Raw genomic sequence first — 16,569 nt, 5'->3', positions numbered from 1 at the left:
TTGAAATGCACAGTAACGGTATTGTAAAATACCGTCTATAATTGATAACCTATCGTAATGTAGTTGAACTATAATTAACCTCTTTGTTACGCTAAAAGGAATTTTCAGTAAAAAGAGATGATGTGATATTAAAAATTTGTTTCTTATTTTTTATTCGTATTGCAAGCGGTTGGATTGTTGTGCAAAACTTCCTATTAAATCCACTCACCGTTCCCCCCACTAGATCAAACAGGACAGATAATTGCATATATCAAACTTTATACTTAATATAAAAGACTTCATCTAATATACGCCTATAAGGAACATGCCATCTGAATAAGCAAAATAATATGCACATAGTTTATACAGCACACTTAAATTCATTTGAGTGTGTTTTTTGTCTACTTTATGAACAAAGCTTTTCTTTTAACACTATTATGGAATAATTATACTTTTTTACGTTGACAATAGTGTTGAAGGAGAATATACTAAGCATGTAAGTTGATTGTGAATAGTTTCACAAATAATGTGAATTTCTTCACATATAATAGATAGGAGTTGTCATTATTATGAGTACTTGGACACAAATTTATGACCCATTAAACAATATTTGGTTATCTGCACTAATCGCAGCACTTCCAATCTTTTGTTTCATCATTTGTTTAATGGGATTCAAAATGAAAAGTTACATGGCTGGTCTTTATAGTGTGATTGTCGCTATTATCCTTGCAATATTTGTTTATAAAATGCCAGCAACAGTAGCTGTAGCATCTGCCGGATTCGGTGTTTTATCTGGATTTTATCCAATTTGTACTATCGTTATCGCCGCAATTTTCCTTTACAAATTAACTGTTAAAACAGAGCAATTCAATATTATTCGCGATAGTATTTCAAGCATTACAAATGATCAACGTTTACAAGTATTATTAATCGCTTATTCTTTCGGTGCTTTCTTAGAAGGCGCAGCTGGTCTAGGAGTTCCAGTTGCTATTACAGCTGCACTACTTGTAGGTATGGGCTTTAATCCATTAAAAGCAGCAGGTATTTGTTTAGTAGCTAATATTGCTGGTGGTGCTATGGGTGCTATGGGTATTCCAGTTACAGTACCAGCACAATTAACTCAACTTGACGCATTAACTATTGGTCGTCAAACTGTTCTTATTTTACCTTTCATTAGTGTTATCTTACCTTTCTTACTTGTTTCAATGGTCGATGGAATTAAAGGTATTAAAGAAACTTGGCAAGGTATTCTTGTAAGTGGTGTTTCTTTCGCTATTACTCAATTCGCTGTAACTTACTTCTTAGGCGCAGAACTTACTAATATTTTCGCAGCCGTTGTAAGTATGATCTCTCTTGCATTATTCTTACGTGTTTGGCAACCAAAATCTTCTACTAAAGAAGAAAAACAAGAAACTAAAGTATCACACACATTCAATCAAATTTTATATGCTTGGTCTCCATTCGTATTCTTAACTGCATTTGTAACAATCTTTAACTTAAAACCGATTAAAGCTTTATTTGCTCCAGATGGTGCGTTAGCAAACTTAGTATTTAACATTCAGTTCCCTGGTCTTCATAATGCTGTTATGAAAACTACACCAATTACAAAAGCTGATACACCTTTCGCAGCTGTTTTCAAATTTGATGTATTCTCTTCTACAACTACTGCGATTGTACTAGCAATTATCGTTTCACTTATCGTTTACCGCGTAAAAGGTAAAATGGTTAAAGAATTAATGATTGAAACAATGAAAGAATTAAAAGCTCCAGTATATACAATTTGTAGCGTTATCGCTTTAGCTTACGTAGAAAACTACTCTGGTATGTCATCTACACTTGGACTTGCATTCTCTTCTACTGGTAATGCATTCCCAGTTCTTTCTCCAATCTTAGGATGGATTGGCGTATTCATTACAGGTTCAGTAGTTTCAAGTGGTTCTTTATTCGCACCACTTCAAGCAGTAACAGCAGACCAGTTAAACATCGTTCCTTCTACACTCGTTGCCTTAAACGTAGTAGGTGGTACAATGGCAAAAATGGTTTCACCACAATCTGTAGCAGTTGCTTGTGCCGCAGTTGGACTAGTTGGTAAAGAATCTGCTCTATTTAAAACAGCAATGAAATACAGTTTAATCTTCTTAGCTGTTATTAGCTTACTTCAATTAAACGCTGTATTTAATATCTTTTAAAAATAAAACACCGATCCAAGTGGATCGGTGTTTTTCACATTACATTTTTTTATTTTTTAATAAAGAAGCTCCAGCAATTTCAGGGTGAGTCATTTCGAATGGATCTAAAATAATATCCAATTCCTCTTCTGTCAGTACACCATGTTCTAAACATAACTCCCTAACAGATTTCCCTGTTTCAATTGCTTCACGTGCAATACGAGATGCTACTTCATAACCAATATGAGGATTAACTGCTGTAATAATTCCAACACTTTTCTCAACATATTGCTTCAGCAATTCTTCATTTGCCGTAATTCCTTCAATACAATATTCACGGAATACACGGAATCCATTATTCATAATACTAATAGATTGAATTAAATTAAATACAAGCACAGGCTCCATTACGTTTAACTCTAATTGTCCTGCTTCTGATGCTAAGCAAATTGTATGATCGTTTCCGATTACTTGGAATGCGACTTGGTTAATCACTTCTGCCATAACTGGATTTACTTTTCCTGGCATAATCGATGAACCTGGCTGACGTGCTGGCAATTGAATTTCAGCTAACCCAACACGTGGACCAGACGCCATAATACGAAGATCGTTTGCAATTTTAGACATGTTCATCATACATACTTTAAGTGCTGCAGATACCTCTGTGTATGCATCTGTATTTTGCGTTGCATCAACTAAATGCTCTGCACCAACAAGTGGGAATCCACTAAACGTTCTTAAATGTTTTACCACTTGTTCAATATACGTAGGATTTGCATTTAATCCTGTACCAACAGCTGTCGCGCCCATATTCACTTCATATAAATGTTGACGAGACTGTTTAATTCTTTTTATATCACGCGCAAGCACTCGGCTATACGCTTCAAATTCTTGTCCAAGGCGAATTGGAACTGCATCTTGTAAATGTGTGCGTCCCATTTTAATAACATGATCAAACTCTTTTGCTTTTTTACGAAAAGCAGAATGAAGTTCTTCCATTGTAATAAGAAGCTTTTCTAACATCATAAGAGTTGCAATATGAATCCCTGTTGGAAACGCATCGTTCGTTGATTGGGCCATGTTCACATGAGTGTTTGGGCTAATTTTCCCATACGCCCCTTTTTCATATCCCATACGTTCTAACGCTCTATTCGCAATTACTTCATTTGTATTCATATTAATAGAAGTTCCGGCTCCACCTTGAATAGGATCCACGATAAATTGATCATGAAACTTTCCATCAACAATTTCTTGCGCTGCTTCTGCAATTTCATGTCCAATGTCTTTAGCTAAGTAACCAGTATCTATATTCGCAAGCGCCGCCGCTTTTTTCACAATTGCCATTGCTGTAATGAGTGATGGATGAATGCGATATCCTGTAATTGGGAAGTTTTCTACGGCACGTAATGTTTGTACACCATAATAAGCTGCACTTGGTACTTCTTTTTCACCTAAAAAATCTTTTTCTATACGTATATCCTTCGTTGCTATCATTTTTATCACCTATACTTTTTCATTCTAAATCCTTATCCAAAAAATCCGCCCTCTAAAAACACGAGTATCATTCAGAAGAATTTTTCAGTATCCACCTTCACTATATAGCACCTTTTTTGAAAGCGCAAACATTTATTTTTCTGTATATCCTTTTTATTAAAGTTTATAGAAAATCATTCTTCTACTTTCCTTATTTCCACTCGTTTAATTTGATGCATATCCTTTTCAAGGACTTTAAAATAAAAACCGTGTTTCTCAATAATATCTCCTTCAGCAACGATTTGTTTTTGTACCATAATCCAGCCACCAATTGTATCTACATCATCAGCAATTAAATGTATGCCAAGCAAATCATTTACTTCACTAATAAGCACTTTTCCCTCTACGATTTTATAACCTTCACTTACATGCTCTATAGGAGGATTCTCATCTTCATCGTATTCATCTCGAATTTCTCCAACAATTTCTTCTAAAATATCTTCTAGTGTAACAATCCCAGCTGTACCACCATATTCATCATACAATACAGCTAATGGAATGTGTTTTCTTTGCATTTGTAATAGTAAATCATGAATTGGAATATTTTCTAGCACTTCAATAACTGGCCTTGTATATGGCATAATCGAGCACTCCTCATCCCGATTACCATCCATATAACGAATAAATAAATCTTTTACATTAACCATCCCAATAATTTCATCTTTATCTTCACCAAATACAGGATATCTCGTGTACTTTTCTTGCGCGATTACTTTAATATGTGTTTCAAATGGTTCGTCCTCATATAAGCCTACAACTTCCGTACGAGGTACCATAATTTCTTTTGCTACTCTATTATCAAATTCAAAAATATTATTTACATATTTAAATTCCCTTTGGTTAATCTCTCCGCTCTCATAGCTCTCAGATAAGATTAACCTTAATTCTTCTTCTGAATGAGCTACTTCATGTTCAGAAGCTGGATGTAATCCGAATAAACCAGTTACAACCCTCGCTGAACCATTCAAAGCCCAAATAAACGGATACATAACTCGGTAAAAATAAATAAGTGGTTTCGATAACAATAAGCTAACTTGTTCTGCTTTTTGTATAGCAAATGTCTTTGGAGCAAGTTCCCCAATGACAACATGTAAAAATGTAATTACTGCAAAGGCAATAATAAATGAAACTGTACTGGAAATTGCAGGTGAGAATTTTAATTTTAAAAACAACGGCTCGAGTAAATGTTTAATGGTTGGTTCCCCTAACCACCCAAGCCCTAAAGCAGTAATTGTAATACCTAGCTGACAGGCCGATAAATATTCATCTAAATTTGAAGTTACCTTTTTAGCTGCCAGTGCACCTCGTCTTTTTTCGCTAACGAGTTGATCAATACGACTGCTACGTACCTTAATAATTGCAAATTCAACAGCCACAAAAAATGCTGTTAACCCAATAAGAATGACTACCATCAATAATTTTAAAATATCCACATATGCTCTTTAGCTTTCTTAGCTAAAGTTACACCTCCTTTTAAAAAGAAGTTTCACTTTAGTTTCTTCAATTATTGGACAGCAACTCTATATAAAATCCACCAATTTTCAAACCTCATACAATTCTAAAGGTAAAGCATCAGGGTCTTGGAAAAAGACGAATTTCTTCCCCGTTATTTCATCAATACGGATCGGTTCCGTCTCAACACCACATTGGTTTAAATGCTTCACAGCTTCTTCTATATTTGTAACAGCAAATGCTAAATGTCTAAGACCGGCTGCTTCTGGAAAACTTTTGCGCTCAGGCGGATTTGGAAATGAAAATAATTCGATTTGATATTCTTCTCCTACACATAAATCTAATTTATAAGAATCTCGTTCCTTTCTATATACTTCATTTATCTCTTTAAACCCTAATATCCTAGTATAAAAATCCTTTGACATCTCATAATTCGAACAAATAATTGCAACGTGATGCACTCTACATATATTCATGCTCTCTCTATTCCTTTCTTTACCAAAGATGCATATTCTCCCTTGAAATGAAAAACATATATAGCAGAATATCTCTTTTAGGGGGCTTACCATGAAATTCATTACTTTTTTCGTCGGACTAATTGTTGTTTTCTTGCTCGCTTATATTGCTAGCAATAATAAGAAGCATATTAAATTTAAACCAATTTTTATCATGCTTATTATACAGTTAATTTTAACCTATTTACTATTAAATACAGAAATCGGCCTCATACTTATTAGAATCATTTCCAGTTTGTTTACCAAGCTACTCGAGTATGCTGCTGATGGAATAAATTTCGTATTTGGTGGTCTTGCAAATAAAGGTGAAATGCCATTTTTCCTTACTGTATTATTACCAATCGTCTTTATTTCTGTTTTAATTGGTATATTACAACATTTCAAAATATTACCATTTTTTATTCGTTGGATCGGGTACTTTCTTAGTAAAATAAATGGTCTTGGTAAATTAGAATCTTACAACGCTATCGCCTCTGCCATTGTCGGCCAATCAGAAGTTTTTATTACAGTGAAAAAACAATTAGCTCAAATTCCAAAACACCGTCTTTATACACTTTGTGCCTCTGCTATGTCAACCGTATCTATGTCTATCGTAGGTGCCTATATGACAATGATTGAACCTAAATATGTAGTAACTGCACTCGTTCTCAATTTATTTAGCGGTTTTATTATCATACTCATCATTAACCCTTACGACGTTAAAGATGACGAAGATATTTTAGAAATCAAAGGTGAAAAACAAAGCTTTTTTGAAATGCTTGGAGAATACATTCTTGATGGTTTTCGTGTAGCCATTGTTGTCGGCGCTATGCTCATCGGATTCGTCGCATTAATTAGTTGTATTAATGACCTGTTCCTCATTATATTCGGTATTACGTTCCAACAATTAATCGGCTATGTATTTGCACCTATCGCATTCCTTATCGGTGTACCCAGTTCTGAAATTGTCGCAGCTGGCAGCATTATGGCAACGAAGCTTGTAACGAATGAATTTGTCGCAATGATGGACCTTAGTAAAATTTCTAATAGCCTTTCTCCCCGTACAGTTGGTATTATTTCTGTTTTCCTTGTATCTTTTGCCAATTTTTCTTCCATTGGTATTATTTCAGGTGCGGTAAAAGGACTAAACGAAGAACAAGGAAACGTTGTTGCGAGGTTTGGCCTTAAATTACTATATGGAGCTACTCTCGTTAGTATTTTATCTGCAATTATCGTAAGCATTATGTTGTAATTAGGTAAAATTTTATCATTTTCTTATCCCTATCTTTTGTATACAATAACGAATAGGTGTCTTATAAATAATCAAGACATCTATTTTTTATACATGTACAATCGCTTTTATTTAGCGTAAAATATTTTTTATGTGTTTGAATACACTTCTAAATGTATACACTTTGATAGTTTTAAAGGAGAAAAAATGATGAAATCCGACACGAACAACAATACGCGAGCCAAAAAAGGAAGCTCAAAGAAAAAACGCCTACTTTGGTTCCTTCTTATTCCATTACTAATTGTAGCACTTGGAGCAGGAGGCTACTCCTTCCATATATACAGTAAAGCAAAGTCCGTCTTAAATAACGCTTATGCTGAACTAGGTCGAGGAGATAAGTCCAGTAAACGTGAAAAAGCAGTTAAACCTATGACCGACAATATTTCCGTACTAATTATGGGTGTTGATGAAAGTGATATTAGGGAAAAAGGTTATGGAAAAGCAACTCGAACAGATGCGTTATTACTTGCAACAATTAATAAAAACGATAAATCCGTTAAACTTGTAAGCATTCCACGTGACTCACGCGTCTACATTAAATCACGTGATAAATACGATAAAATCACACATGCGCACGTATTCGGTGGTGTAGACAGCACAATTGATACGGTAGAGAACTTTTTAGATGTTCCAGTTGACTACTATGTAAAATTCAATTTTAAATCCTTTATTAAAATTGTTGATTCTCTTGGTGGTATTACTGTAGACGTTCCAGTTGAGTTCACAGAGCAAAATAGTAAAGATGAAGCAGATGCCATTCATCTAAAAAAAGGACGTCAACATTTAAATGGAGAAGAGGCACTGGCACTAGCTAGAACTCGTCACATCGATAGTGATTATATGCGTGGTCAACGTCAACAGCTTGTATTAGAGGCCATTGCTGAAAAGGCACTATCTCTTAATTCCATTAATAAAATCGGTGGTCTACTAGACGCTGTCGATAAAGATTTAAAAACCAATTTAACTTTTGATGATATGATGACAATTACAAAAAATTCAATGGATTCAAATTTAAAGATGGAAAAAATGCAAGTAGAAGGTACAGATAAATATATAGGTGGTATTTATTATTACGTTCCAAATGAAAAAAGCGTCGATACTATTTCAACTACCCTTCAAAAACATCTCGGTGTTACGAATAAAAATGAACATAAAAAATTATAATAAAAAGGCTGCTAGATCTTTCTAGACAGCCTTTTTATTATATTTTTCAACATATTTTTCATACACATTGTGACAAGAAGTGACAATTATTACAGCGGTGTAACATTTTTTATGAAAACATTACACACACAGTGAAAATAATAGTATACTAGTACGTACATAATGTTATTTTCATCATTTTTATACAAAAAATGTAATACATATATTTATACATAAATTTCTGGGGGGAAATAAATGAAGCTAAGTAAAATACTGATTGGTTCTGCAATTGCTGGGGGCATATTACTTTGTGTAGGCGGTGTTGGGGGATATCAATATGTATCCAAATTAAATAATCAATTAGATACTACTGCATTACCAAATACTACATTTGAAGGTATTTCTCTCGACGGAAAAAATAAGAAGGATATTCAAGCAATTATTAATCAAAAGGTAACTGAGTTAGATCAAAAATCCCTTACCTACATATTCCAAAACGATAAACAAACTTACACATGGAAAGATTTAGGGGTAAATTATAAAGAGAAAGATATTATTGACAAAATCTTCAAAGAACAAGAAGGAAACGTAATGAATCGTTACAAAATGCGCAAGCAAGCTGAAAACGGTGAATTAAAACGTGACTATAAATTAACACCACAATTAAATGCAACAGCTTATGAAACCTTTATAAAAGATAAATATAATGAAACATTAAAAAATCCTGTTAATGCAGAATTAAGCATTGAAGGCTCAACAGTAAATGTTAGTCAAAGCCAAAACGGAGAAAAAATTGATAAAGGAAAACTAAACAGTTTAACAAACGAAGCTATTACTACTGGTAAATCAGATGTTACATTACCAGTTACATTCATAAAACCAGAACGTTCTACAGAAGATATACAGAAAATGGGTATTAAAGAAGTCATTGCTGAATATTCTACTCCAATGGCTGGCCGTAACGGAAATCAATCATTTAACGTAAATAAGTCAGCTAATACTTTAAGTGGGGTTATTGTGGCACCTGATGAAACATTTAGTTTTAACGGCCGCGTTGGCGTAACTGATGCTGCACATGGTTACAAATCTGCAGCAGTATATTCACAAGGTAAAGTAATACAAAGTGCAGGCGGAGGAGTTTGCCAAGTCAGTAGTACTTTATACAGCGCCGCTTTAAGGGCTGATTTAGGAATTGTTTCTCGAAGCAATCATTCTATGCCAGTAAATTATTTACCACTTGGGCAAGATGCAGCAGTAGCAGATTATGGTCCAGATTTAAAATTTAAAAATAATACAGGCAATCATATTTATATTCAAGCATTTTCAAATGGAGGTAGTATTACTACACGCATTTTCGGTACAAATACTGGTAAAAATGTTGAAGTTTCTTCTCAAGTAATTAGTAGAACTAGTGATAAAATCACCGCGGTTACGTATAAAAAAGTAACACAAAACGGGGAAGTAATATCAAATGGACAAATTTCAAAAAGCGTATATAAAAGCGCTCCAAAAGAATAGATAATACCAACCGAATAGCATAAAGAAAAAGGCGTGATTAAATCACGCCTTTTTCTTTTGCAGTAATAGTAAAAAAGTTTCAAGATGGTCTTTCGTTTCTTCTAAAGACCACATACGATTTCCTTGCTTCGCAGCTAATACACACGCCTCTTCCCACGCGTTCTTTTTCTTCATATTTATTAATTCATCACGTAATTTCAAAACAATTTCTTCGTCTTCTTGTTCAATAAACTCTTCCATCACGCTTACTATTTCATCCTCATGAATACTTAACGTACAGTACGATTTAAGAAAGTATTGTAATGTCGTATACATAATGTACTCCCCCTTCTTATTTATCAGATGGATAAGAAGTAATAATCTTAAACCCTAATTCTCCTGACTTATCTCTTGCTAAAACAGTAACAGTTTTTACTAACTTGTCTTTTACACTCATATTTTTCTTTATTACCGTTTTTCCAACAGGAAATGAATGAGTTGTATTTAATACGAGACGAGCCTCTTTAGAATTTTTTAACCAATCTTGAATTTCCTTGTCATGTTGCTTCAAGCTATCTTTTACAGCTTTCGTCGCTGTTTCTTTATCATAGTATGTACTTGCGGCTGACACTTTATCTGTCTTCAAGCGATTCTTCAAATCCTCTTCTGACTTGCCTACATGTCTTTCAATCGTATGACCATTTTTAGGTGGTCCTTCCATTTCATCTAAAATATTATCACTAATTTTTTCTACCGATGTAGCTTGATTCCCTGTCTGTTTCTCTGTTTTTTGTTCTTTTCCTGCACATCCGCTTAAGATCAGCATTAATACCAATAAACTACTGAAGAAAAGACTACTTATTCGTTTCATCATATCACCTCTTCCATGATTATTATCGCAACTTCACTAAAAGTCAATTTCACAACGAAAAAATCTATCAGTTTTCATTTTTTTTATCTATTTTTCCATATTTACCCCAGCAATTTCATCAACCCTCTATTTTTCGCCTTTTATAATATATACCCCCTATATTTTTCGATTATTTCCCAGATGAAATCACCGATAACATAACTATAAAACTCTTTTATACAAAGGTTTTTATAGTATTTTTAAAAACATTTTAAAATACCCCTATTTTCATATACCCAATACCCATATAAGGTATAAAATACCCTTCTTATCAACGTTTTTCTACATTATGTAAATTTCTCCTTGCCTATACAAACGAAATGTGGTGTAATGCAAAAAAAGATAAAGGATTTTAAACAATGGCTGAAACGATTCAAAATTTCTTAACAGAATACTATTCAATCGCAATTCCACTTAGTATCTTAATTAACATCATCATTAGTCTTTTAGGTTTTATCCCTAGTATTTTTTTAACCGCCATTAATATACAGCTCTTTGGCGTAACAAATGGTACTGTTATTTCGATCGTAGGCGAAGCATTAGGGGCTATTATCTCGTTTTATATTTACCGCATGGGCCTTCAAAAGTTCACTCACGATAAAGTAAATAAATACCCAAAGGTAGAGCGTCTTCTTTATGTAGAAGGTAGAGAGGCCTTTCTACTCGTTCTATCATTTCGCTTGATACCTTTCATCCCATCAAGTATCGTGACTTTATTTGCGGCTCTAGGTAAGATGTCATTACTCTCCTTCAGTATTGCCAGCACAATAGGGAAAATACCGGCATTGTTAATCGAAGTATATTCTGCCTATCATGTCATGAACGGAACAAATGAAGCAAAGTGGATTGTAACAATCGCAGGCGCTATTGGATTGTTTTATTTATGGAAAAAATGGAGAAAAAAAATAAAGAAGGAGCATAGGCTCCTTCTTTATTTTTGAGGTATTTTATTAATAGCTATCCTTTTTAATCCTTAGTTAATACCAACAGCACTAAATGATTGCTTAACTGCTGCTACTTCCGCAGAAGTCGCACCATATAAATCAGCTGCAGCTTGTACTGCACCAGCACGAGCTTGGCTAAATGTAGTAGATTGCGTGAAATATTGTGTGTTTGCACGGTAATAAATTGCACCTAACTTATCTTTACCAATGCCCGTTACAGTTACACCCGAATGCGTACCACCATTTGCTAATAAATAAGCTTGTTTGTTAATGATACCACTGTTTGTATGAACCCCACCGTTATCACTAGTACCAGTGTAACGCTTAGAATAATGGTCTGGATCACCGTATTTCGCTGGATCACTCATAGAGCGAAGCGCATCTCCTGCTTTACCAGGCGTATAAATATCTTCACCAATCTCCCAATCCGGGTTACGGTTATCATAGAATTCTACTAAAGTACCAAAAATATCAGAAATTGCTTCATTTAGCGCTCCTGATTCATTTTGATAAATTAAGTCCGAGCTATTTTCAGTAACAGCATGCGTTAATTCGTGACCAATTACATCAATTCCACCAGATAATGAAGTGAATGTTACACCATCACCATCTCCGTATACCATTTGTGAGCCATTCCAGAATGCATTATTATACTTACTTCCGTAATGAACTGTCGATTTTAACGGAGCTCCTGCATCATTAATAGAGTTTCTGTTAAATGTAGCTTTATAATAATCATATGTTCTACCTGCATAGTAATGAGCATCTACTGCTGCTGCATCATACGCTGCATTAAAAACATTATCTGCATCTACCCATAAAGTTCCTGGCAATGTAGTACGATTTTTCGCATCATATGTGAAAATTGTTGCCCCGCGCGTATTATCTTGTAAGTAGTAAGATGAACCAGATAACGTTGTATTAAGTGATTTTGTATCTCCTAATACACCTTTACCAGTTCCTACTTTATTTGTTCCTGTTACAGGTTTTACTACTGCTTTCGCATCCTGTTTAGGAGCCTCTTGCTTAACTGGTGATTTATCTTCATTTGTTACATGATCCAATTTATTATATTTATTTAATACTTTACCGCTGTCTGCTTCAATGAAATAGTAGTAGTTTCCTGGACTTGGATCTAAGAAGTTTAGATTTACAACGTATGCATATGTTGTTTCTTCACCATTTTGATATACATATAAGTCCGCTTTTGGTTCTACCTCATATTTCGGTGTTACCCCTAAATCTTGCTGCGCGATTTCAATTGCTTTTGCGCCTTCAATCTTATTTTTATTTTTCAACTTTTCCTTTTTGTCTAAATCAGGTGCAACTGTTCCAGACAATACTTTTAAAGAACCGTCTTTACTTACGTGAGCCACTTGAGTAGAACCCCATACAGGTACTCCTTCGTAAACTTGTTGCATACGTACTACTGTTGAATCAGTTACAGCATCTTTCTTCACTTGTTTCACTTTGAAAGAATCTTGCGCACTCTTTTCCCCTAGCTTGTAATCACCTTTTGCTGCATTTAAGTAATCAAACACAACAGATTCCGCTTTCTTACCAGTCGCTCCAGTTAGATCACCAGAAATAAACTCAGGTGACTGTACTGTCTCATTGTACTTCTTCGTAGAGAGTACATTTTTAGAATCCGCAAATGCAGAGCCTGTCCCTCCAAATGTTGTAACTGCCATTCCTGTCGCTAACACTAACGCTAAACTTTTCTTTTTCATGAACCTTCCCCCTAATAAAAAATTTTTTTGAAAAAGAGTAGTTTTATATTAGCATTATGTTTCCACTATTAATATACTAAAAATTCAAATAATTATTTTCTCAAGTTTTGTAGAATTTTGAGGAACAAATATTGAAAAACCCCTTTCCGATTGGAAAGGGGTTTCTGTTAAGAATTTATTAATTCTACTACTTTTTCGCCTTGACCATAAATATCCGATGTCCAAGCATATTGCGGTTCCAATACCACTAATACAGCTACCAAAGCCAAAGCACCAATAATTATTTTTTTCATATTATTTTCCTCCCTTTTCTTCTAATAAATTAATTGCTAATTTATAGTAGTTATTACTTTCCTTAAATTCTAGTAATTCCTCGTGATATCCTGCTAGTTCTAAATACACCATTTTTAATTCCTTTTTATTTTCTTCGCCTCTAAAAAATGGGATTGCCTCAACTTCTAAAAATCTTTTATAAACATCTTTCGTTTCAAAGTATTTATTCTTAAGCATTGAAAGTATATATAGCATACTTTTATACTTTTCATCCCTCTTGGCAACATCTATTCCTTTATTAATCCAATCTTTCGCTTCTTCAAATTCTTTTAATTCAATACACTGCAAAGCGATCTCATACACTGCATCAATATAATTTAAATCCTCTTCCTTTTTGTACTTTAGGCATTGTAAATAATAATCTTTTGCTTTTGCATAATCTTTTAAGTTATAGTACAAGAAGCCTAAATTATTTAAAGCAATAGCTGTTATACTTTCTTTATCAGCAAAAGAATTTGCTTCCCTCAAAATATTATTATAAATAGATAGTGCCTCATTATATTGCTTTTTTTGTATATAACTCAACGCAATAAGTAACTGGCAATTTATCACATAACGGAATTTATATTCATTCTTAAATCCTTCCATTGCTACATTAGCAAAATGTAAAGTCATATGTTCAACTTCTAATTCATTATAAACAAGAGCCAAATTGAAATATATTCCATTCTCATGATAACCTTGTTCCTTTGCCATTACTTCTGTTCGAGTCAAATACTCCAATACCTTCTTATATCTATGTTGTAAAAAATAATATAACCCTTTGCTATACGTATATAATAATTTTTGGAATGGTGAATACTTTTTGTACATCTTCTTTAAGCTCTCTAACTCTTTTTCGACAGCAGGAAAATCCCTTTTCATAATTAAATAACGTGTATACAGCAGTTTATAATAATTTATAATAATTTATAATTTCAAAATCCAACACATGCTTCATTTCACCTTGCAACTCTTCATATATACGTTCTACTTGTTGCTTGTCTAAATGAACTAGTGCATTCAACCATTCATCCAGCTTCCCCTTCACATCTTCTTCTACATCCCTCAAATCCGTCACGGCAATTTCTAATCTTGCGCAGAGCAATTGTAGAATTTCTTCTGATGCTTCAATCTTTCCATTTTCAATCTTACTTAAGTATGAGACAGAACAAATGCCCTGACATAATTCTTCTTGTGTCATTTTTTGCTGTAGCCGTTTATAAAAGACTTGTTTGCCTATTTTTTCTAATGTTTGTTGCATTGTCCTCCTCCATTCTCATTACCCCCATTACTCTAATAATACATAAAATCTGTAGAAATATAAATTGATAAATATAAATTTTCTAAAAAATATGCATAATTTCATTTTTTTCTCTCTTGACTTCACATCAATATCTCTTCTTTGCTACGAATGGTGAAAAATTGGTATACTATAACCAAATTATGGAGGTGTTCTCGCGATGACTCATTATAAAGACGATAGTTATGCCTTACATACAGACCTATATCAAATCAACATGGCTTATACATATTGGAAAGATGGTATTCATAATCGCCGTTCTGTTTTTGATTTATATTTTCGAAAGCTTCCATTTGAGAACGGCTACGCTGTTTTTGCTGGCCTTGAGAAAATTGTAGAGTACATAGAAAATTTCAGTTTTACTGAAAGCGATATCGCTTATTTAGCAGAATTACAATTTGAAGAAGAATTCCTTCATTATTTACAAAATATGAAATTCACTGGGACGATTCGCAGTATGCAAGAAGGTGAAGTTGTATTTAATAACGAGCCTTTATTACGTGTTGATGCACCACTTGGTGAAGCACAAATTATTGAGACTGCCCTCTTAAATATTGTGAATTACCAAACATTAATTGCCACAAAAGCAGCACGTATGAAACATGCTGCAAGTAATGATGAGCTTTTAGAGTTCGGCACAAGACGTGCCCATGAGTTCGATGCTGCCCTTTGGGGGACGCGTGCTGCCTTTATTGGTGGTTTCTCCTCTACAAGCAACGTTCGTGCTGGGAAACGCTTTGGGATTCCTGTAGCTGGCACACACGCTCACTCTTTCGTTCAAGCATATCGCGATGAATACGTCGCGTTTAAAAAATACGCTGAAACTCATAAAAAGTGCGTCTTTCTCGTTGATACATATGACACATTGAAATCTGGTGTTCCAAATGCGATTCGTGTTGCAAAAGAATTTGGGGATCGTATTGATTTCTATGGCATACGTCTTGATAGTGGTGATATGGCTTATTTATCGAAAAAGGCACGAAAACTATTAGATGAAGCAGGGTTTACAAATACAAAAATTATCGCTTCTAGCGATTTAGATGAATACACAATTATGCACCTTAAATCTCAAGGAGCAAAAATTGACGTATGGGGCGTTGGGACAAAATTAATTACGTCCTTTGAGCAACCTGCATTGGGGGCTGTTTACAAACTAGTTGCGATTGAAGATACTGACGGAAAATTAAATGATACGATTAAAATTTCATCTAACCCTGAAAAAATTACCACTCCAGGACTGAAACGAATTTATCGTATTATCAATCGGGTAAACGATCATGCAGAAGGCGATTATATTGCGTTAGATTCTGAAGAACCTGGAAAAGAAGAGCGCTTAAAAATGTTCCATCCAGTTCACACATATATAAGTAAATTCGTAACAAACTTTGAAGCCCGTGAACTGCATAAAGATATTTTCGTTAACGGTGAAAGAACATATGAACTACCAAGTATATTAGATATTCAAAAATATAATGAACAGAGTCTCTCTCTATTTTGGGAAGAATATATGCGAACTTTAAATCCTGAAGAATACCCTGTCGATTTAAGCCAAGAGTGCTGGGATCATAAAATGAATTACATTCAAACAGTTCGAGAACAAGTTGAAAAAAACATACAAAAGTAAACAGAGAAGTTTCCCTTCTCTGTTTTTTCAATACTATATGGATATTTGTAAAAAATATATTAAAATAATAAGACGAGTGTATTTTATTTGTAAATTTTAATATAACGATATTTAAAAGTAAAGTAATATTTGGTATTATTTTATTGAGTCAATTTCAACAAAATCACCAATAAAAAAGAGGACGCGGGT

13 protein-coding genes and 1 pseudogene are annotated in these 16,569 nt (G+C 33.9%); 6 read left to right on the top strand and 8 right to left on the bottom strand.

The window, feature by feature from the left end; translation table 11 throughout:
* Window positions 1-548: 548 nt before the first annotated feature.
* Entirely contained in the window at window positions 549-2,168 is a 1,620-nt protein-coding gene (locus tag NST90_RS03080) for a lactate permease LctP family transporter (protein ID WP_044306389.1), read from the top strand.
* A 39-nt stretch (window positions 2,169-2,207) separates the two neighbouring features.
* Here NST90_RS03080 and aspA read toward each other — a convergent pair whose 3' ends face one another.
* From aspA to NST90_RS03065, 3 genes are all read right to left on the bottom strand, one after another.
* Window positions 2,208-3,641 carry an aspartate ammonia-lyase gene (aspA, locus tag NST90_RS03075; RefSeq protein ID WP_025710096.1) on the bottom strand — a complete coding sequence of 478 codons (1,434 nt, stop codon included), beginning with the start codon at window positions 3,639-3,641 and terminating at the stop codon, window positions 2,208-2,210.
* Between the two features lie 173 nt (window positions 3,642-3,814).
* Window positions 3,815-5,113, bottom strand: coding sequence for a hemolysin family protein (locus NST90_RS03070; RefSeq protein ID WP_000353314.1), 1,299 nt, complete (start codon window positions 5,111-5,113; stop codon window positions 3,815-3,817).
* Between the two features lie 108 nt (window positions 5,114-5,221).
* Window positions 5,222-5,608: a VOC family protein gene (locus NST90_RS03065; RefSeq protein ID WP_001017671.1), complete on the bottom strand. Its 387-nt coding sequence runs from the start codon at window positions 5,606-5,608 to the stop codon at window positions 5,222-5,224.
* A gap of 91 nt (window positions 5,609-5,699) precedes the next feature.
* Between NST90_RS03065 and NST90_RS03060 the strand changes: the two genes are divergently transcribed.
* The 3 genes from NST90_RS03060 (at window position 5,700) to NST90_RS03050 (ending at window position 9,578) form a co-directional block, all read left to right on the top strand.
* A complete protein-coding gene (locus NST90_RS03060; protein ID WP_000668866.1) occupies window positions 5,700-6,878 on the top strand; it encodes a nucleoside transporter C-terminal domain-containing protein in 1,179 nt (392 codons plus the stop codon).
* Window positions 6,879-7,064: 186 nt separating this feature from the next.
* Window positions 7,065-8,081, top strand: coding sequence for an LCP family protein (locus tag NST90_RS03055; RefSeq protein WP_025710097.1), 1,017 nt, complete (start codon window positions 7,065-7,067; stop codon window positions 8,079-8,081).
* A 234-nt stretch (window positions 8,082-8,315) separates the two neighbouring features.
* The gene (locus NST90_RS03050; protein WP_025710098.1) at window positions 8,316-9,578 is read left to right on the top strand and encodes a VanW family protein; all 1,263 of its coding nucleotides are present in this window, start codon (window positions 8,316-8,318) and stop codon (window positions 9,576-9,578) included.
* 42 nt (window positions 9,579-9,620) lie between these two features.
* On the opposite strand, the gene NST90_RS03045 is transcribed toward NST90_RS03050, so the two are convergent.
* Complete coding sequence (locus NST90_RS03045) at window positions 9,621-9,893, bottom strand: hypothetical protein (RefSeq protein WP_000288803.1); 273 nt, start codon at window positions 9,891-9,893, stop codon at window positions 9,621-9,623.
* A gap of 16 nt (window positions 9,894-9,909) precedes the next feature.
* A complete protein-coding gene (locus NST90_RS03040; protein WP_000822700.1) occupies window positions 9,910-10,428 on the bottom strand; it encodes an RNase A-like domain-containing lipoprotein in 519 nt (172 codons plus the stop codon).
* Window positions 10,429-10,826: 398 nt separating this feature from the next.
* On the opposite strand from NST90_RS03040, the gene NST90_RS03035 reads away from it, so the two are divergent.
* Complete coding sequence (locus NST90_RS03035; protein WP_283748116.1) at window positions 10,827-11,408, top strand: VTT domain-containing protein; 582 nt, start codon at window positions 10,827-10,829, stop codon at window positions 11,406-11,408.
* Between the two features lie 32 nt (window positions 11,409-11,440).
* Here the strand turns inward: NST90_RS03035 and NST90_RS03030 are convergent, their stop codons facing one another.
* The 3 genes and pseudogenes from NST90_RS03030 to NST90_RS03020 form a co-directional block, all read right to left on the bottom strand.
* Window positions 11,441-13,141, bottom strand: a complete 1,701-nt coding sequence (locus NST90_RS03030; RefSeq protein WP_000730383.1) for a M4 family metallopeptidase — start codon at window positions 13,139-13,141, stop codon at window positions 11,441-11,443.
* Window positions 13,142-13,308: 167 nt separating this feature from the next.
* Window positions 13,309-13,434 (bottom strand): NprX family peptide pheromone, encoded by a 126-nt coding sequence (locus tag NST90_RS03025; RefSeq protein ID WP_000720172.1) that lies wholly within the window; start codon window positions 13,432-13,434, stop codon window positions 13,309-13,311.
* A gap of 1 nt (window position 13,435) precedes the next feature.
* Window positions 13,436-14,717: pseudogene (locus NST90_RS03020) on the bottom strand (tetratricopeptide repeat protein).
* Between the two features lie 199 nt (window positions 14,718-14,916).
* Between NST90_RS03020 and NST90_RS03015 the strand changes: the two are divergent.
* Window positions 14,917-16,380 (top strand): nicotinate phosphoribosyltransferase, encoded by a 1,464-nt coding sequence (locus NST90_RS03015; protein ID WP_000150184.1) that lies wholly within the window; start codon window positions 14,917-14,919, stop codon window positions 16,378-16,380.
* Window positions 16,381-16,569 lie beyond the last annotated feature (189 nt).

Source organism: Bacillus sp. FSL E2-8900, from assembly GCF_037966225.1.
Lineage (GTDB): Bacteria > Bacillota > Bacilli > Bacillales > Bacillaceae_G > Bacillus_A > Bacillus_A cereus.
Note: the sequence above shows the minus strand (reverse complement) of the source record. Positions and strands in the feature narration are given on the sequence as shown.